This window comes from Natrinema hispanicum, from assembly GCF_004217335.1.
GTDB lineage: Archaea > Halobacteriota > Halobacteria > Halobacteriales > Natrialbaceae > Natrinema > Natrinema hispanicum.
In genome coordinates this window covers 806,364-824,329 of the sequence record NZ_SHMP01000004.1, presented here as the reverse complement: position 1 = coordinate 824,329, position 17,966 = coordinate 806,364, and the positions used below count along the sequence as shown (strand labels likewise).

The 17,966-nt window shown below is 63.6% G+C and carries 14 protein-coding genes, 2 tRNA genes and 2 pseudogenes; 6 read left to right on the top strand and 12 right to left on the bottom strand.

Features of this window, described 5'->3' with window-relative positions; genetic code table 11:
- Positions 1 to 147: 147 nt before the first annotated feature.
- Both BDK88_RS10915 and BDK88_RS10910 read right to left on the bottom strand, forming a co-directional pair.
- Positions 148 to 711 carry a DUF420 domain-containing protein gene (locus tag BDK88_RS10915; protein WP_092932269.1) on the bottom strand — a complete coding sequence of 188 codons (564 nt, stop codon included), beginning with the start codon at positions 709 to 711 and terminating at the stop codon, positions 148 to 150.
- 193 nt (positions 712 to 904) lie between these two features.
- Positions 905 to 989 (bottom strand) — tRNA-Leu (locus BDK88_RS10910).
- 233 nt (positions 990 to 1,222) lie between these two features.
- Here BDK88_RS10910 and BDK88_RS10905 point away from each other — a divergent pair.
- On the top strand, positions 1,223 to 1,942 hold the full coding sequence (locus tag BDK88_RS10905; RefSeq protein WP_130500403.1) for a TVP38/TMEM64 family protein: 720 nt from the start codon (positions 1,223 to 1,225) through the stop codon (positions 1,940 to 1,942).
- A gap of 24 nt (positions 1,943 to 1,966) precedes the next feature.
- Here BDK88_RS10905 and BDK88_RS21175 read toward each other — a convergent pair whose 3' ends face one another.
- Both BDK88_RS21175 and BDK88_RS10900 read right to left on the bottom strand, forming a co-directional pair.
- The gene (locus BDK88_RS21175) at positions 1,967 to 2,101 is read right to left on the bottom strand and encodes an HVO_2523 family zinc finger protein (RefSeq protein ID WP_241430493.1); all 135 of its coding nucleotides are present in this window, start codon (positions 2,099 to 2,101) and stop codon (positions 1,967 to 1,969) included.
- A 146-nt stretch (positions 2,102 to 2,247) separates the two neighbouring features.
- Positions 2,248 to 5,368 (bottom strand): annotated as a pseudogene (locus BDK88_RS10900) (adenosylcobalamin-dependent ribonucleoside-diphosphate reductase).
- Positions 5,369 to 5,808: 440 nt separating this feature from the next.
- Here BDK88_RS10900 and BDK88_RS10895 point away from each other — a divergent pair.
- Positions 5,809 to 6,000: a hypothetical protein gene (locus tag BDK88_RS10895; protein ID WP_092932275.1), complete on the top strand. Its 192-nt coding sequence runs from the start codon at positions 5,809 to 5,811 to the stop codon at positions 5,998 to 6,000.
- Positions 6,001 to 6,127: 127 nt separating this feature from the next.
- Here BDK88_RS10895 and trpG read toward each other — a convergent pair whose 3' ends face one another.
- Genes trpG through trpD form a run of 4 tightly spaced genes read right to left on the bottom strand, consistent with a single transcriptional unit; the run spans position 6,128 to position 10,165 of the window.
- Complete coding sequence (gene trpG, locus BDK88_RS10890) at positions 6,128 to 6,775, bottom strand: anthranilate synthase component II (protein WP_207225271.1); 648 nt, start codon at positions 6,773 to 6,775, stop codon at positions 6,128 to 6,130.
- Positions 6,772 to 8,490, bottom strand: a complete 1,719-nt coding sequence (trpE, locus tag BDK88_RS10885) for an anthranilate synthase component I (RefSeq protein ID WP_130500402.1) — start codon at positions 8,488 to 8,490, stop codon at positions 6,772 to 6,774. The genes trpG and trpE overlap by 4 nt, the downstream gene beginning before the upstream one ends.
- A 5-nt stretch (positions 8,491 to 8,495) precedes the next feature.
- A complete protein-coding gene (locus BDK88_RS10880) occupies positions 8,496 to 9,152 on the bottom strand; it encodes a phosphoribosylanthranilate isomerase (protein ID WP_130500401.1) in 657 nt (218 codons plus the stop codon).
- Positions 9,149 to 10,165 carry an anthranilate phosphoribosyltransferase gene (gene trpD / locus BDK88_RS10875; protein ID WP_130500400.1) on the bottom strand — a complete coding sequence of 339 codons (1,017 nt, stop codon included), beginning with the start codon at positions 10,163 to 10,165 and terminating at the stop codon, positions 9,149 to 9,151. The genes BDK88_RS10880 and trpD overlap by 4 nt, the downstream gene beginning before the upstream one ends.
- Positions 10,166 to 10,352: 187 nt before the next feature.
- Here trpD and BDK88_RS10870 point away from each other — a divergent pair.
- From BDK88_RS10870 to BDK88_RS10860, 3 genes are all read left to right on the top strand, one after another.
- Positions 10,353 to 10,427 (top strand) — tRNA-Val (locus BDK88_RS10870).
- Positions 10,428 to 10,829: 402 nt separating this feature from the next.
- On the top strand, positions 10,830 to 12,218 hold the full coding sequence (locus BDK88_RS10865) for a selenium-binding protein SBP56-related protein (protein WP_130500399.1): 1,389 nt from the start codon (positions 10,830 to 10,832) through the stop codon (positions 12,216 to 12,218).
- 135 nt (positions 12,219 to 12,353) lie between these two features.
- Positions 12,354 to 13,118, top strand: coding sequence for a hypothetical protein (locus tag BDK88_RS10860; protein ID WP_130500398.1), 765 nt, complete (start codon positions 12,354 to 12,356; stop codon positions 13,116 to 13,118).
- Between the two features lie 20 nt (positions 13,119 to 13,138).
- Here BDK88_RS10860 and BDK88_RS10855 read toward each other — a convergent pair whose 3' ends face one another.
- Positions 13,139 to 14,215 carry a hypothetical protein gene (locus BDK88_RS10855; RefSeq protein ID WP_130500397.1) on the bottom strand — a complete coding sequence of 359 codons (1,077 nt, stop codon included), beginning with the start codon at positions 14,213 to 14,215 and terminating at the stop codon, positions 13,139 to 13,141.
- Between the two features lie 253 nt (positions 14,216 to 14,468).
- Between BDK88_RS10855 and BDK88_RS10850 the strand changes: the two are divergent.
- Positions 14,469 to 15,378: pseudogene (locus BDK88_RS10850) on the top strand (AEC family transporter).
- 48 nt (positions 15,379 to 15,426) lie between these two features.
- On the opposite strand, the gene BDK88_RS10845 reads toward BDK88_RS10850, so the two are convergent.
- The 3 genes from BDK88_RS10845 to BDK88_RS10835 all read right to left on the bottom strand — a co-directional run bounded on the left by BDK88_RS10845 (position 15,427) and on the right by BDK88_RS10835 (position 17,946).
- A complete protein-coding gene (locus tag BDK88_RS10845; protein WP_130500396.1) occupies positions 15,427 to 16,185 on the bottom strand; it encodes a hypothetical protein in 759 nt (252 codons plus the stop codon).
- Between the two features lie 87 nt (positions 16,186 to 16,272).
- On the bottom strand, positions 16,273 to 17,055 hold the full coding sequence (locus BDK88_RS10840; RefSeq protein WP_130500395.1) for a YihY/virulence factor BrkB family protein: 783 nt from the start codon (positions 17,053 to 17,055) through the stop codon (positions 16,273 to 16,275).
- 147 nt (positions 17,056 to 17,202) lie between these two features.
- The gene (locus BDK88_RS10835) at positions 17,203 to 17,946 is read right to left on the bottom strand and encodes a CAP domain-containing protein (RefSeq protein ID WP_130500394.1); all 744 of its coding nucleotides are present in this window, start codon (positions 17,944 to 17,946) and stop codon (positions 17,203 to 17,205) included.
- Between the last annotated feature and the right edge of the window lie 20 nt (positions 17,947 to 17,966).

Sequence of the window (17,966 nt, the reverse complement as noted above, 5' to 3'; positions counted from 1 at the left end):
CTATATCAGTTCAGATACCTAAACGAAAATCGATCAATGCGCAGGTATAGTGAACGGATAGTTCAGTCCAAATAGAACGAAAGGAACACCATGAGAAGCGTTCTATGACACCCTCTTAAAACGGATTGCGATCCCGTCTCGGGGTCGCTAGTAGACCACGTGGAGGAGCACGAACACCACGATCCCGAGTGTAAACGAGATCAGCCATAGCGTCGCGGCGATCCGGCCTACGCGGGCGTGGCTCGTCCGCGCGAGTTCTGCAGCCGGCCGGGAGAACGCGAGCATGAGGGCGTAGTAAACCAACGGAATACAGACGATCGCCAGCAGGATGTGGATCGCCAGCAACGGCAGATAGACGAACTGGTAGACGGTCTCCGGACCAGGGAACGGCTGTGGGCCGCCAGTCACAGTCAATCGGTACAGATAGAGGACGAGAAAGCCCACGAACAGCCCGAACGACGCCATCATCGCGATCCGGTGGCGGTCGACGTTCCCGCGACGGATCTCGCGCCACCCCATCGTGATCGTTCCGATCGCGGCCGCGCTGATCACGGCGTTAACGAGCGGAATCGTCTCGATGACCCACTCCGGAGCTGCGGGGACGCTTGAGGACGGAATCCGGCCGCCCGCAGCCGCGAAGACGACCGCCAGCGATACCACGCTCAACACGCCGGTGAGAAGCCGCACGCGCTCTCTAGGGACGTATTCCATGTGTGGTCGTTCGAGCGCAGCGGGAAAGTGGTTACTCTCTGGGGTGGTCCTGCCGCTGCCGCTCGAGTCAGCGCATCATCGTGACGATGGCTGTCACTCGTCGGAAGTAGTGTCGGAAAGGATTATGCGTGGGTGATGTCCACGAAGGGAGATCACCTGCATCGATTGTGGTGGATGTGTTCCACCGATGCGATGCGTGGGACCGGATTCGAACCGGCGGACCCCTACGGGACAGCGCCCTCAACGCTGCGCCGTTGGCCTGGCTTGGCTACCCACGCTCGCTGTCTTTGTCTGCACTCAATCGTATCCAGTGTGATTATAAAAGCCCTTTCCTTTTCGTCCGCGACTGCGGTCGAATCACACACTCCTAGTTATACCTGAATGATGAGTTTCCGGTCGATTCGCCTCGTTGCTGGTCGATCGGTTCCTGGTAGTCGCGATACTTGCCGCTATCTTCACGACGAGCAGGACAGTCACAAAGGTTTCAACGCTCGAGCGATAGGTTCGACCGATGGCTGTACCGTCGAGTCGGTCGCGCGCGCTCGCCGGGGCGCTCGTCGCCGTCGGGATGATCGCCGCCGGCATCCTCGTCTCGCCGACGACAGTGCTCGAGACCGTCGACGCGATGGCCGCGGATCCGGTCTTGTTTGGGGTCGCCGTCGCGGGACTCTATCTCGTGCGACCAGCACTGGCCTGGCCAACCACGCCGCTGGCGGCCGTCGTCGGCTACGGCTTCGGCGTCGCGGCCGGCGTTCCCATCGCGCTCGCTGGCGTCGTCACGACGGTCCTCCCGACGTTCGTCGCGGTCCGGTGGCTTACCGGCGACGACACAGCTCCCGCGGCTGACAACGACGGCGGGCTGCTCGAGCGAGCCGGCGAAACCGTCGCGCGCTATTACGACACTGCGGGGCCGCTACGGGGCGTCACCGCCTCGCGGCTGGCACCGATCCCCTCTGACGTCGCGACGTGTGCGGCCGCCGTCAGCGATGTCGACCTCCGGCATCTGATCGTCGGAACGGCGTTCGGTGAATTGCCGTGGACGATCGCTGCAGTCGTCGTCGGTGCCTCCGCGGCGACAGTTTCGACGAACGGGCTCGGTGATCTCGGGCTCGCGCTCTCGCTTGGCTGTGCGCTCGCTGCGACCCTCTTGCTCGCCGGTCCGCTCTATCGTGCGCTGCGCGCGCGGACCCAGCGGCGAGCCGACGGCTCGAGGCGATCGACGGACGGCTAACGAAGTTCTGCGCTCGAAAACCACTCACCGGAAGGGGTCGCTGCAATCGATAATGACGCCGTGGTGTGGACAGACGTACTTGCAGTGGCGTTTGTACATCGGTTCCTCACAGTGTGGACAGCGCGGACCACCGGCCCCGCGGTCACTTGTGTCGTCCATCTCTGCACCACCGGCAGTACGTTCCCCACCGTTGCCAGTCATGGCACCGTGTTCTCGCCGGCAAGTGCTAAGTGTGGTGTTCTGCTGGGTACACGATGAAAAGCGAGAGCAAAACGAGACAGAGAGATAGACGTCGAAGCGCCTAGTCAGCACTCGCTCCAGCCACAGGACTCGCAGGTCTTGCAGCCTTCGGAGAAGTATAGCGACATCGACCCACAGTCGGGACACTCCGGCGACTCGCCGGCATCGATGAGATCTTGAGTCGCATCGTCGTCGGCAGCCGCCGCGCCGCCCTGTGCGGCGGCCGCACCGCCGTCGGTTTCATGACCGGCGGGTTCGACGCGATCCGCGTCAGCCGACTCCTCGAGCGTCTGTTGTTTCGGATACGGCTTGTCGATCTCGCCCTCGAGATAGCGACGCATCGCGGTACCGATCGCATCGGGGATCGACTGGATCTGCTCGCCCTTGTCCCAGGCGACCTTCGGGACTGCGAGTGCCACAGAGCTCGTCGACGATCTCGTCTGGATCGACGCCCGAGCGCAGCGAGGTCGAGATTACCTTCGCCAGCGCCTCGGTAAAGGAGTTGGTGAAGCCACCAGAGTGGCCGATGTTGGCGAACAGCTCGAACGGCTGGCCGGTCTCGGGATCTTCGTTGATCGTGACGTAGATCTTCCCGTAGCCGGTGTCGATGCGCTGGCTGACGCCCTGAAGGGCGTCGGGCCGTTCGCGCTTCTCGGTAAAGTCGACCTGCATCGGCTCGGCGTCGCCCAGCAGCGAGTCGACGTCGTCCTCGAGGACGTCCTGAACCTCCTCGCTCTCGAGGAACTGCTCTAAGCCGCCGAAGATCTCGTCGATCTGCTCGACCAGCGTCTCGGCTGCTTCGGTCTCGTCAGCGAAGTCGGCGTTGTCCGCCCGCGTCGTCAGGACCTGTTTGCTGCGGGTGCCGTCACGGTAGTAGGTGACGCCTTTCCCGCCGTGATCGTAAATGTACTCGAACACGTCCTTGGCGTCTTCGAGCGTGGAGTCGTTGGGCGCGTTGACGGTCTTCGAAATCGCGGAGTCGACGCCCTCCTGACAGGCGACCTGCACGCCGGCGTGCTCTTTTGCCGAGAGATCACCGGTCGTGACGAACAGTTCGCCAATGGCGTCGGGCACCGTCGAGAGTCCCTCGACGCCGTTGAACTGGTTGGTCGCCATCTGCTCTTTGGCCTCTTCCTTGACCGCGTCGACGTCGATGTCGTTGTCCTCTAGGACGCGGAGGAAGTAGTCGTCGAACTCGACGAGCATCTCGTCGCCTTGAACGTCGTCGGAGACGTTCTTGTAGTAGGCAACGTTGTAAATGGGTTCACAGCCGCCGGTGGTGTTGCCGACCATGCTCGTGGTGCCTGTGGGGGCGATGGTCGTCGTGTTGTGGTTCCGGACTGGGAACCCGTCTTCCCACTCGTCGGCGTCGAGGCCGGTCTGCTTCTCGAACCACTCGCGGTACTCGGTCGGGTTCGCGTACTTGGACTTGTCCCACTCGTCGAAGCTCCCGCGCTCCTCGGCGAGTTCGTGGGATGTCCACTTCGAGGTGTGGTCGATGTGGGTCATCAGCTGGCGCGCGACCTCGTTGGAGGCTTCGCTGCCGTACTCCATGCCAAGTTGGATGTACAGCTGCGCCAGACCCATGATGCCCAGGCCGATCTTGCGCATCTCCCGGACCTTCTGTTCGATCTTCTCGACTGGGAAGTCCGACATCGTGACGACGTTCTCGAGGAATCGGGTGCCCATCTCGATGCGGCGGTCGAGGTCCTCGAAGTCGACGGCGTCGTCGAGGAAAGCGTCTACGGCGTCCGCGAGCGTGTCGTACTCATCGCCGTGCTCGTCGTACCAGACGCGCCAGTCAGGGGCCTCGAGGTCCGCAAGCGTCGAGAGGTTGATGTGGCCGAGGTTACAGGCCTCGTACTCCTCGAGGGGCTGCTCGCCGCAGGGGTTCGTCGCAAGGATGCGGTGGTCGGGGTGTTTCTCGACGTCGAAGGAGTGTTGCTTGTTCACCCGCTCGAGGTAGATAATGCCGGGTTCGCCGTTCTCGTGAGCGCCCTCGACGATGTCGTCCCAGAGTTCTTCGGCGGGGATCGACAGCTCCTCGCCGACCTCGACGTATTCGCCGAGGCCGAATATGTCGTAGAGCTCTTTCGTCTCTTCCGTTGCGATGTGTGCCTCGCCCGTTCGGGGGTTGGTGAACGTAAACTCCTCGCCGTTCTGGACGGCCTCCATGAAGTCGTCGGTGATGCCGACGGAGATGTTGAAGTTCGAGAGGTGGCCCTCGACGGCGTTCCGGAGATGCTTGGGGACCCGCCCCTCGTCGTCGATGAGTTCGCGGGCTTCCTCCAAGGCGTCCTGGAAGGAGGTGTGGGTGTAGTCGTCGGGGTCGTTCAGGCGCAGCGTCTCGGCCAGCGAGACGTCCTTGTTCTTGGCGTGGATGAACTGGATGACGTCGGGGTGGGAGACGCGCATAACGCCCATCTGCGCGCCGCGGCGAGCGCCGCCCTGGGCGATCGTCTCGCACATCTGGTCGTACGTGCGCATGAATGTGATCGGTCCCGACGCGATGCCGCCGGTCGAGCCGACCGCGTCGCCGTAGGGACGGAGCCGCCAGAAGGCATAGCCCATGCCGCCGCCGCTCTGGAAGACCTGCGCGGCCTCCTTGGCGGTCTGGTGGATGTCGTCGATATCGTCGTCGGGGGAGTCGACGAAACACGCCGAGAGCTGTTGGAGTTCGTCGCCCGCGTTCATCAGGGTCGGCGAGTTCGGCATGAAGTCGAGGTTCGCCATCATCTCTTGGAACTCGTCGGCGACGTCCTCGACGTGCTCGCGGATCTCGTCGGGGAGCTCGGGGACGACGGTGTCGTAGGCGAACTTGTTGACGTTGTAGATAGAAAGCGTCGTTTCAGTATCGTCGTCCGCGGTGGTACCGGCACCGAAGACCTCCTCGGCGAGTTCGTCTCGCCGCGGGTGGTCGGGCTTGAGTTGGTCGGGCGTGACCGTGATCTCGAGGTCCTGCTTTTCGGCCTCGTAGACGGCTTCTGCGAGCGCGATGTTCTTTCCGACGCGCTCGAAGAGATCCTCCTGTTCTTCGATGAGGTCGCCGTCGGCGTTCTTGCGCAGATAGCGCGCTGGCAGAATGTTGTGGTAGGCGTTGTCGGTCAGTCGCTCCTCGAGGGTGTCGCCCTCGGTGCGCTTGATCGGGAGGGTCAACTCCGCCGCGGAGAGGTCGGCGTCGCTCATGCGCGAGCCACCTCGTCGCTACACCGCTGCAACGTGTCGATTCTGGTGTGGGTCCGGGTCCTGACTCTAATCATTCGTGACGAAGGTTCAGTATTCACGTATTCATCTTAAGCGTGGTGTTTTCTCCTACTCTTCTTGTAGTAGTACAAATCTAGTTGTATAGATATCTCTGTAGCCTATCGTGTCTAGGTCTCCCGCGGCCGTCGAAACGGCCGCCTGTGCGGTCACTCACTTCTACGTGGCCGACCGTCTTAACGATTTTCAGACCGAACTGAAAGTGATTGTAAGCGACGATATCCCGTCGCTTTCGGTGAGATTTTCTCTTTCACAAAGCAGCGACCGAGGGGACTCGAGTCACCAACCCGCGGTCGGTCACTCACTGTCGCTGAGCAGTCACGATATCCAGAAAGATTACGTCGCTGTAGTGTGGTGAATCACATATGCTCGACGCACTCACGTCGGTACCACCGATCCTGCTGGTGCTGACTGCGCTTGCCGCCTTCGCCGTCGTCGTCGTCGCGGTCAAGATCGCGATCAAACTCGCCGTTAGAATCGGGATCGTCGCCGCCGTCGTCCTCGCAGGGCTCTACGCTGCTGGCATCACTGATCTCTCGTTTCTCCCCTTTTTCTGAGCGCTACCGTCCCGTTTCGCTGCCACGAAACCGCAGGCTTGTCGGACTCATACGGTCTGCTGTAACTGTGTACCGGTGGAACCGCGACCGTCCTGAGTTGCACCGGACTGATTTACCGGAGTCCGTATCAGACCTGCGCAAGGAAATTCTCGATCACGTCGTGGCCGGCCGCCGTGAGCACGCTTTCGGGATGGAACTGCACGCACTCGAGGGGATACTCGCGGTGGCGCACGCCCATGACGAGCGTCTCCTCGCCGTGGTCTGCGGTCGCCGACACCTCGAAACAGTCGGGAACCTCGGTCGCGACCAGGGAGTGGTACCGGCCCGCGCGAAAGCCCTGCTCTAAGCCGGCGAAGACGCCCTCGCCGTCGTGGTCGACTGCTGAGGCCTTGCCGTGGATCGGTTCGGGAGCCCGACCGACAGTCCCACCGTATTCGTAGACGGCGGCCTCGAGGCCCAGACAGACCCCCAGCGTCGGCACTTCGGGGGAGAGTTCACGGAGCACGGCCATCGAGACACCGACGTCACGGTCGTGTTTCGGGTGGCCGGGGCCGGGGCTGATGACGATCGCATCAGGGTCGACGGCGCGCACGTCCGCAAGCGAGGCCGTGTTCTTCAGCACCTCGGTTTCAGTGTTGGATAGCTGGCTGACGTACTCGACGAGATTGTACGTAAAGGAGTCGTAGTTGTCGATGAACAGGACCGTGATCGACTCCGCTGTCACGCCGTCGTGCTCGTCTTCGATCGCGTCTACTTCATCTGTCGTCGTGTTCATCGACTCACCTCCGGCGTTGCTTCCGCGTCACCGATGTTCGACTCCGCAGCCGGGCGTTCAATCTCCTCGAGCGCCGCTAAAACGCCACCCATCTTCTTTTCTGTCTCCTCGTACTCGGCGGTCGGGTCGCTGTCGGCGACCAGTCCTGCACCGGCCTGTACCGTAACGCGGTCCTGATCACCCTCGTTTTCGACAGTTGCAGTCCGGATCACGATCGCAAAGTCTGCATCACCGGTCCACGAGTAGTAGCCGACGCCGCCGCCGTAGAGGCCGCGTGGCTCAGTCTCGAGGTCGTCGATAATCTCCATCGCGCGGATCTTCGGCGCGCCCGAAAGCGTCCCGGCAGGGAACGACGCTCGGGTTGCGTCGAACGCGTCGGGAGACTCCGTCTCCCGGGCTGCCGAACGTGTTTCGGCAACATCCGAATCGTCGGCCAGCCGGCCGGTCACTGTCGACTCGATGTGCTGGACGTGGCTGTACTTGAGGACGTTCATGAACTCGTCGACGCGAACGGACCCTGGCTCCGAGACGCGGCGCACGTCGTTGCGCGCCAGATCGACCAGCATCGTGTGTTCGGCTCGCTCCTTGCCGTCGGCGAGCATCTCGCCCGCGAGTCGGCGATCCTCGACGGGACTCGAGCCTCGGTCGCAGGTCCCCGCGATCGGATTGGACATGACCTCGCGGCCGCGCACCGAGATGAGCGTCTCGGGGCTGGCCCCGACAACGGTCAGGTCGTCGTGGTCGAGCAGATACATATACGGCGACGGGTTCACCTCGCGCATCGCCTCGTAGAAACCGAGGGGATCGATGTCGCCGTACAGCTCTCGCGTCCGGGAGATCACGCCCTGATAGATGTCCCCGTCGAGGACGTGCTCTTTGGCCTGCCGAACGCTTTCCTCGTATTCGTCTTTCGGCCCTGCGACCTCGTCCTCGCGGACGAATCCGCCAGTTTCGGGCTGGTCGGCTTCGCGCAGCGTTGCGGCGACGGCGGCCGCCTCGTCGACGAGCGCGTCGTAGACCGCGTCGGGATCGTCGTCGGCCTCGAGGACGGGCGTAAAGACGAGCGAGACGGTCCCATCGCGTTCGTCGAACGCCAGCGTCTTCGTCGTCAGGAGGAACTGCGCGTCGGGGAATCGCGAGTCGGGCCGCTCGAGTCCAACCTCCTCGAGCCAGAGGTCGTAGACGGCGTCGTAGGCCAGAAAACCAACCAGTCCGCCTTCGAGATGCTGCCGGTCGTGGTCGGGGACGTTCTCGAGGCGTACGTCCGGCATCGCCGCCCGGAGCGCGTCGACGGTGTCGCCGTCGGCATCCGTCTCGATCGCTGCAAGCGGCGCGTCATCGGACAGCGCTTCGACTGTTGCGTCGCCGGATTCGACCGTCACGACGGCCTCGGGATCGTAGCCCACGTAGGAGTACCGCGCGTGGCGCTCGGCCCCTGTCGTACTCGGCCGAAACGCCCCGTCCGGATCACTCGAGGCGGTCTTTTCGGCACTCTCGAGGAGGAACGCGTACGGCGTGCGGTCGCGATCGATCGCGTCAGTTCGGCCGGTGAGCGCGGCATAGGCTGCAAGCGGGGTTGTGTCGACCTCGAGAGTCGCGACGGTGCGGACGACGACTGGCTGATCTGTTCGGTCCGCGCTCGCACCCGCGTAGGAACGAAACGTTTCGCGGTCGATGTCGAACGTCGGCGGCTCAGTAGTATCGGACTCAGTCATGGTGATCACGGCTCCGGCTCCGCCGGTCGGGAGGCGGTCTTCGCTCGGCTGACAAACGACTGGACGGCGTCGACGTCTTTGACGCCGCCGCGTTTCTCCACGCCGCTTGCGACGTCGACGGCGAACGGCTCGACGGTCCTGACTGCATCGGTGACGTTTGCGGGCGTGAGCCCGCCCGCGAGGATCACCGGCGACTCGAGGTCGGCCGCGGCCGACCGGGTTCGATCCCAGTCGTGGGTCCGGCCGGTCCCGCCACCGCCGTCCTCACCCGCGGTGTCGACGATGAGCCCGTCGACGACGCCGTCATAGACCGCAGCGCTCGTCACGTCATCGGCGTCGATCGCGAGCAGGAGATCGGTGTCGACCGCCGATTGCAGGGCGTCGAGGTCGTCGGGATGGCCGCCGCCGTGGAGCTGGAGTGCGTCGGGCTCGACTGCCTCGACTAACTCGACTGCGTCGGCGGGATCGTCGACCATCGTCACGAGTACGCTCGTCACGAACGGCGGCGTGGCGGCTGCCAGCTCCGTCGCTCGTTCGACAGACACCTCACGCGGCGTGTCGACCGGCACGTCACAGATGATGCCGACCGCGTCCGCACCCGCGTCGACCGCCGCCGCGAGATCGGATTCGCTGGTGAGTCCACAGACCTTGACTCGCGTCATCGTCCCTCTGGCTGTGGCGTCACGCTACAAAGCTGCTCGAGTTTCCGGGCCGCCGCGCCGGATTCGATCGCCTCGTGGGCAGCGTCGGCACCGGCCTCGAGCGAGTTGGCCTCGCCCGCGACGTAGATTGCCGCACCGGCGTTAGCCAGGATGACGTCGCGTTTGGCACCGGTCACGTCGCCCTCGAGGATGCCGCGCATATCCGCGGCGTTCTCCTCGGGAGCGCCGCCGGCGATGTCGTCGATGTCGTGCTCGTTGAGGCCCAGATCAGCAGGCTCGAGCGAGTACTGCTCGACGGAGCTGCCGTCGACTTCGGCGGCGACGGTCTCGCCGTGGATGGCGATTTCGTCGGTGCCCGCGCCGTGGACGACCAGCGCGCGCTCGATGTCCATCCGCGAGAGAGCGTCCGCGAGCGTCGAGACGAGAGCGGAGTCGTAGACGCCGACGACCTGTGCGTCCGCACCGGCGGGGTTGGTCAGCGGCCCGAGCACATTGAAGATCGTCCGCATCCCGAGTTCCTTGCGCGGGCCGATGACGGCCTTCATCGCCGGGTGGAACACCGGTGCGAGCATAAAGCCGATGCCGTCGTCCTCGATGGCTTCCTCGACGGCGGGCGGTTCGGCCTCGACGTTGACGCCGACTTCCTCCAAGACGTCCGCGCTGCCCGACGACGATGAAACCGAGTAGTTGCCGTGCTTGGCGATCGGAACGCCAGCACCCGCGGCGACGATCGCGCTCGTCGTCGAGACGTTGATCGTGTTGTAGTCGTCGCCACCGGTGCCGCAGGTGTCGACCAGCGGCTCGCGGTCCGGCGAGATCGTGCGAGCTGCCTCGCGCATTCCTTCGGCGAAGCCCGCGATCTCGGCTTCCGTCTCTCCTTTCGCGCGCAGCGCCGTCAGGAGCGCGCCGATCTGTGCCTCGGTTGCATCCTCGAAAACGGCCGTTGACGCCGCTCGAGCCTCGTTCTGTGTCAGATCCTGTCCCTCGGTCACTCGTTCGACGTACTCCTGCATAGTGAACACCAATGTACGTTGTTGTCTTGTAATGCCCAAATTCGTACATCAACTTAAGCGTGTCGACCGGGTGCGTGAGGGCGACTCCCGTACGGCGTCCGATTCGAAAGCTTCAATTATGGTGGCGAGCAACGATTGAATGCAGTCAGGAAGCGTGGCAGTGAGGTCACGCAGACCGAAGCCAGGCGGGTTGGTGGTCTAGTCTGGTTATGACACCTCCTTGACATGGAGGAGGCCGGCAGTTCAAATCTGCCCCAACCCATTTTTCGAGCGATACTACGCGAGGAGCGACGCGACGAGCGCGTCGCTCGAAAATTCGTTACGGGCAGTTTGAGCCAGACGAGTCGCACACAGCGAACGCCAGTGAGTGAGCACGTCTCGGCGAGGTTCAAATCTGTCCCAGTCCCGTTCTATCGTAACAACGGAAACCATTCACATACTGATAGTCAGTGGCTACTACAGCGCAACAGCGACCGACGAGCGGGTGTAGCACTGTGTACCGCGTACAAGCCACCCTTCTGAATGATCCCGAATCAGCAACAGACGGCTCGAGTCAACTGTGTCTTTCCCCAGCAGAATACCAGTTCATCGAAACACCTGACTGAAAAATTGTCACTGTTTTCCACGATATTCGTTTATGCTACTACTCGATGCAATATAAGACATGAGCTCGCACTCAAAACATGGCAGTGAAAGTCGCGTCCACGAACACCACCCCGGCGCGGTGGGCTACGAGACGCCACAGGCCGCGATCGAGGAGGCGACTCGAGAGACCGTCGCGTACGTGCCGGCGCTCTACGTCGGGACGGGAATCGACGCGCCCGACATGCTGACCGTCGTCGACGTCGACCCCGACTCGTCGACCTATTGTGATGTCATCGATCGGATCGAAATGCCGACCGTCGGTGACGAACTCCACCACTTCGGCTGGAACGCCTGCTCGTCGTCTTGCCACGTCGAGGGTGCAGAGCGACGGTACCTCGTCGTACCCGGCAACCGCTCGTCTCGCCTTCACATCATCGACACCAAAGACCGAAAAAATCCCGAACTCGTCAACGTGATCGAACCCGAGGAAGTCTTCGAGTACGATCTCTCGGCCCCGCATACCGTCCACTGCATCCCCGAGGGACAGATCATGATCAGCATGCTCGGTAACGCCGACGGCGACCTCCCGGGCGGGTTCCTCCTCCTGAACGAGGACTTCGAGATCGAAGGGCGCTGGGACACGCCGGGCGACATCGAGATGAACTACGACTACTGGTACCAGCCGCGTCGGAACGTGATGGTCTCGAGCGAGTGGGCCGCGCCGAAAACCTACTATCCGGGGTTCGACTTAGAAGACGTCGAAGCCGGGAAATACGGCCAGAAGCTGCATTTCTGGAACTGGGAGGACCGGACGGTCGAACAGACGATCGACCTCGGCGAAGCGGGGATGATCCCGCTCGAGGTGCGCTTCCTGCACACCCCCGAATCGGACCACGCCTACGTCGGGGCTGCGCTCTCTTCGAACATGTTCCACCTGTACCGCGAGGACGGCGAGTGGCACGCGGACAACGTCATCGACGTGGAGGCGCGCGAACACGAGGACTGGGACATGCCCGTCCCCGGCCTCATCACGGACCTCCTGATCTCGATGGACGACCGCTACCTGTTCTTCGCAAACTGGCTCCACGGCGAGGTTCGCATGTACGACATCTCCGATCCGTCGAACCCGCGGCTGGCCGACACGTTCTCCGTGGGCGGGCTCTTCGGTGACCGCCAGGCGGTGCAGGGCCGGCCGATCAACGCCGGCCCGCAGATGCTCCAACTCTCGCTTGACGGCGAGCGTCTGTACTTTACGACATCGCTGTACTCGACGTGGGACGACCAGTTCTTCCCCGAGGAAGCCAAGCAGGGCTCGGTGATGCTGAAAGCCGACGTGGATCCCCGCAGGGGGACGATGACCCTCGACGAGGACTTCCTCGTCGACTTCGGGACGCTACCGGAAGGACCAGCTCGCGCCCACGAGATCCGCTGGCCCGACGGCGACTGCACGAGCGACGTCTGGCTGTAGGTGCAACGAGCGAAGACACCCCCTCGAGCCGACGATCGCTCGCGGGGGTGGGCGGCGGCCCGCCGACGGACAGCGGGCTGATCGAACCGGTGACAATACGATGATGATCTACTCAACGAAAACTGGTGGGCGACGATGCGAGTGAGCCGAGCGACCACGACCGCGCTCGTCGCGCTCGCAATCTGGCCGACAGTCGTCAGCGCCCACGGGACTGGCTCGGAGACAGCAGCGGCCGGTGCCAACGAGCCGGCGATTCCGTTCGTCGTCGCGATCGGGTTCTCAGCGCTGCTTGGCGTCGCAGTTGGGCTCGGTACCGTCTCGCACTACCGATCCAAATCTGCCTCCGCCGTTGCGAACATCCACGGCACAACGACGCGACGCGAGGTGACGGTACTGGTGATCGTGCTAGGACTCGCAGCATTAGTGTCGGGTCTCACACAGCAGTGGCTACTGGCGATCGGTGGCGGACTGCTCGGCGGGGCGATCGCCTGGGTTGGACGCGAACACGGCGTGTCACCGCACGCCGGCTGTGCGGACGCGGCACTCGGCGCGGTGCTGACCCATCGCGTCGTCGAAGGGATCCTCGTCGCGGGCATCTACGCGACGAGTGCTTCGTTCGGGCTCGTCGCACTGACCGTCCTGACGGTCCACGCGCTCGCCGAGACGGTTGCCGTCGGCGGGCTATACGCGCCAGTCAGCCGCAGCTGGGGCATCGCGAGCGTCCTCGCGGTCCAGTTTGGCTTCCTCGCCGGTGCCGTCGGTGGAACCATCCTCGTCGCCACCATCACGCCGCCGGTCACCAGCCTCCTCCTCGCGGGTGTCGGAGGTGCCCTCCTCGTCACGGGCACGACCGAGTTCCGCGTGGCGGCGATTGGGCGTCGGCATCGTCTCGAGGCGTGACGTCCAACACGGCGCGAGCGTCAATTGATCGAGTCCCACGTCGCGGTGGCGGTCACGCGACCGTCCTCAACCGTGACCGAACTCTCGGCAGCCGACGAACCAAGCGAGTCCTCGAGCGCGCTCGCGTTCCCGTCGCCGAGGATCGCCGCGAACTTGCCGGTCGCCTGCGACCCGGTGTCGTCGAACGTGAGTGAACTGACGCCGCTGTCGACGGTCTCGAGTTCGGTATACTCCATGTTGAATTCGTCTTGGGTTCCGCTTCCGAGATCGGAGACGTTGTCACCGCTATCGTCGTTGTCACTTTCGGCGGCGGGCTCGAACGACTCGCCGTAGCCGCCAACCACGAGATGACCATGGCCTGCAGTCGAGACGAGCCACTTGAGGTCGTCGTTCGCCTCGGTCGCCCGCTCCGTCTCGCCCGCGGCGGCTTCGATCGGGGTCCGAACCGCGTCAACGGGCTCGGTAATGTCGTCACGACTGGTAAAGACCAGCGCGCCATCGCTGACGGCGATCGCCTCGCTGCTCTCCTCGTTGACCGGCGTGTAGACGGCGTAGTCGCCGATTTCGTCGGTCTGCTCGTACTGTTTGGAAAGCGAGAAGCCCTCCGGCTCGGCTGTCAGGATTCCGTCGACCTCCTCAGCGTCGATGTCTCCAGTCAGGACGATGGCCTCGTTCGTCGAGAGCATTGCATCACTTTTCGAGTTCATGCCCCCGGTCTCGTCAGTCTCAGTTCCCGACTGGCTGTAGTTGATCATCCCCGAGAGCCCGTACGCGCTGAGGCCAAAACCGACGACGAAGGCCGCTGCCATCATGCCGGTTATCGGAAGCCCAAGCATCGGGTCCGACTGTGAGCCAGTGGTGGCATTGCTGGTACTTTGGTTTCCGGACTCGAGGTTCGAAAGGTGGTTCCAGTCAACGTAGACGTAACTGAGCGACCCGTTACTGTCGGTGGTGAGCCAGCGGTGATATTCGGGCAAGTCGCTTCCATCGCCGTTCCCATTCCCGTTTCCCCCTTCGTTCGATCCGAGACAGCCGGCGATGCCGGTTGCCATCGACGCACCTGCAACGCCGAGTACGTTCCGACGGGTGAGTTTCATGATAGTGAGCAATATGTATAACACATCATGAGCGTTTCTGAATCGACGCCGTGTTGCAGGGTAGCTATCAGGTACCTGCCGATCGATCGAACGGGGCAGTCGCGGTCGATATCGATCAGCACGCTCACTTACGCTGGCTGATCTCCCCCCCCAACGAAGAGGTGACTCAGACGAAACTGAGGGGTGTGAAACCCCGACACATAGCCATGTGACGACCGAACGGTACAAGCCCCCGAATCAACTGGGCCTTGACATGGAAGTCGTCGGTCGGCTGCTGGCGCTGCTCGCGGTGTTGCTGTTCGGTGCCGGATTGCGGACGACTGGCATTCCTCGATCGCCGTCGGACCGAACTGCTGAACGCCTTCGCGTACTACGTCGCGCTGCCGGCGCTGATCTTCGTCTCCACCTACGACAGAGCCATCGGTGAGTTGCTCTCGCCGGCACTGGTCGGTGGCCTCCTCTTCGTGCTGTTTACGACCGTGGGGCTCGCCGCACTCGTCCACCGGAATCGTGACTCGAGCGCGCGTCGCAGCGTCGCCATCGTCCAGTCGTATCACTCGAATCTGGGCTATCTCGGCTTGCCGCTGGTCGCAGCGACGTTCGATGCGTCGGTGACGGCGATCGCGAGCGTCGTGTTGGGCGTTGTGACGCTGACGCAGATGCCGCTGACGATTCTCGTCTTGTCGACGCTGAACGGAGCCGACGTATCGCTCGCAAAGGAACTCCGCGGGCTCGTGACCAATCCGGTCCTTGCAACGCTGGTCGGCGGACTCGCCGTCGGCTCGCTCGGACTCTCGATTCCGTCGGCCGCCGCGACCGGGCTCGACGCCGTCGGCTCGCTGGCGTTGCCGATCGCGTTGCTCTGTGTGGGCGCGTCCCTACAGGTCGATCCCGCCGACGTCGATCTCGAGGCGACTGCTACCGTCGTCGCGCTCAAAATCGGGCTGATGCCAGTACTCGCGTGGGCCGTCTTCTCGACGCTCGCCGTCGATTCGGCGACGTTCACCGCTAGCGTGGTGATGTTCGGGACGCCGACGGCCGTCTCGACGTTCGTCTTCGCGAACGAACTCGGCGGCGACCGGGAGTTCGCATCGCTGAACGTCTTCGTCACGACGTTGCTCTCGATCGCGACGCTGTTCGTGCTCATCACACTGGTCGGCTAAGCGAACGGGCAGCCTCGAGCGAGATAGCCGCGAACGACGAACAGCGCGTTATCGCGAGAAGAAGCTCTTGATTCGTCCGAACAGTCCGGGGGTGTCGTCTTCGTCGCTGTCGCCGTCGTCGCTCGCATCGGACACACCATCGCGGTCGACCGAGCCGGCCAGTGGGCCAGCATCGTCGGGTACATCGGAATCGCTCCCCGTGTCACCGACGCCAGACATCTCGAGGTCGTCAAGCGAGAGGTCGACCTCGTCGATCTCGGGGGTCGACTCGCGGCCGTCGCCAGCCTCGGCCGCTCGGACGTCCGCGCCCGTGACGGTCCCGTCCTCGACGCGGGCGGCCAGTTCCTCGAGCGAGGTGTCGTCGGGCAGGCTCGAGGCGGCGGCATCGACCGTCGTCGCGTCGTCCGCGGTTGCGTCCGTGTCCGGCTCGGACGGAGCGGCGGTGTCCTCGGTGTCGGCAGTGTCGTCGGCTGTGTCCGCGCCCGACTCGCTGTCAGCAACTGTGTGGTCGGCCGTCGCAGTCTCGGTGGCCGGTCCTGTGTCTGGCTGACTCGCGTCGTCGGTCGGCTCGTCGGCTGCCGGAACGTCGTCCTCGTCGAACGTAGTCGTCACGGCATCAGACTCGTCCGCCGTGGCGGTCGTGTCGCTCGAGTCTACTGACTCGGATTTCGTCTCATCGAGCGACGCGAGAATGTCGTCGACGCTCTCCTCGGAGACGACACGCTGTGGGCCACCACCTGGCTCGAGGCTGTCGCCCGACTCGGCATTGTCGGCACCGTCCGAATCGGCTGCACGCTCGTCGCTCATGATGGCAGTCTGGCGCTGCCGAAGACATAACTGTTCCCCTGTTCGGACAGTCTGGAATTCGAGATGGACCGCACCTCGAGTGAAATTCTACGCCGCGATCGAGGGGTGTGACTGGACGACGTTGAAGACGGCACCGACGAGGATGATGATGCCGGCGAAGTAGAGCCAGGTGACGAACAGGATGACCACGCCGACAGCGCCATAGGCCTCGTACTGGGCGGCGTTTGCCGCATAAATCTGGAAGCCGAACTGCAGAATCGTCCAGCCGACGGCGGCGAAGACCGCACCGGGAAGGATCTCGCGCAGGGTAACCGGAATCGGCGGCAAGACGTAGTAGATCGGTAGGAAGACGAAGATCAGTCCGACCAGCAACGAGAGCCAGCCAAGGGCACCGACGAACGGGATGGTATCGGCAACGATCGCGAGCAGTGCCCCGATCCCGATCATCAACACGAGCGCGCCCGCGCCGGCGACGATGACGGTGAGTCCGTCTTTGATCTGGTCGGCCATCGAGTCCTCGGCAACCTCGTCGTAAACCTTGTCGAACGCCAGACTCAGCCCGCGGAAGACCTTGAGCGCACCCCACGCGGCGACGACGAGCGCGATGACGGTCGCTTCAGCGCGCCCGGCTTCGGTCGTCAGTGCATCGGTCACGAGTTGTTCGCCTGCTGCCGGGAGAAAGTCGCCGGCGGCAGTGATCAACTGCTCGGCCGCCTGCTCACCACCGATCAGCGAGCCAACGACGAGCGCGAGCAAAACCAGCGGAATAAGCGAGACGAACGCGTAATACGCGAAGCCGGCAGCGAGGAAGGTCAGATCGCGGTCGCTCGCCGTCCGATAGATCGCGGTGAGCGTCTCGGGAACCTCCATAGGGAACGTACGACGGTGGTGCCCAAGAACCTGTAAGTCGTTCGCACTCTCTGTGCCTCGGTCAGTGCCGGTTTTTTCGCCGCGACTGTCAGCAATCGTGAGTCTCAGTCCCGAGTCCTGCTCGAGACGGGAACACCCACCGATCGCTCACCACTCCTGGCAGAAGTTCTGCCCCGCGTAAACCGCTCCGTTATCGGCGATGTAAACGCCGACGCCGGCGCGGTCCCAGCCGGGCGTACGCCCCTCTTCGAGGATCGCCCGCCGGTGAGGCGTCGAGTTCATCCACTGGTTGACCAGTCCGGTCGCGAGTCCTTCCGCGGTTCGGTGGCGAACGATACCGTCGTCGTCGGCTTGGCTGACGCGTCGGCCGAGCCACGTTTTGGCGATGTTCTCGCCGTATCCCTGACAGTAGTTGGCAACATCCTGAAATCGGTCGGCAGGCGCTTCCCCGTCCGGGTTCCGGTGGGCGAAGTAGTCACGGCGGGCCATATCGGCGCTGTGTGCGCGTGCGACGGACGCGACTGTCCCGTCCCACTTGAGCGGCGGGAGGTCATGGACAGCCCGTCGGTCGTTAATTTTGGCGTGGACGAAGTCCTCGACGGTCGCAGAGCGAACCACCTCGACGTCGGTCTCGTAACTCGAGGCCCTCGGATCACCGGAGTCGGCCACTGCAGGGTTTCGCTCGCCGGCTGGCGGCGGCTCGGGGCTGGGAGATGGCTGCTCGCCGATGTCGATGCCGTCGATAAACTGCGGTGCAAACAGGGCGGTTCCGAGCGCGAGCGAACAGACGAGGAGGATGGCGACGAGGAGATTCACCAGTCCCCGCACGAGTGCACGGTCGGTGCTCCCGTCGGCGTTCGTGTCTCCCGTCGCGGGCCGCCGCCGATCCATCGCGTCGACAGTTGGCCCGT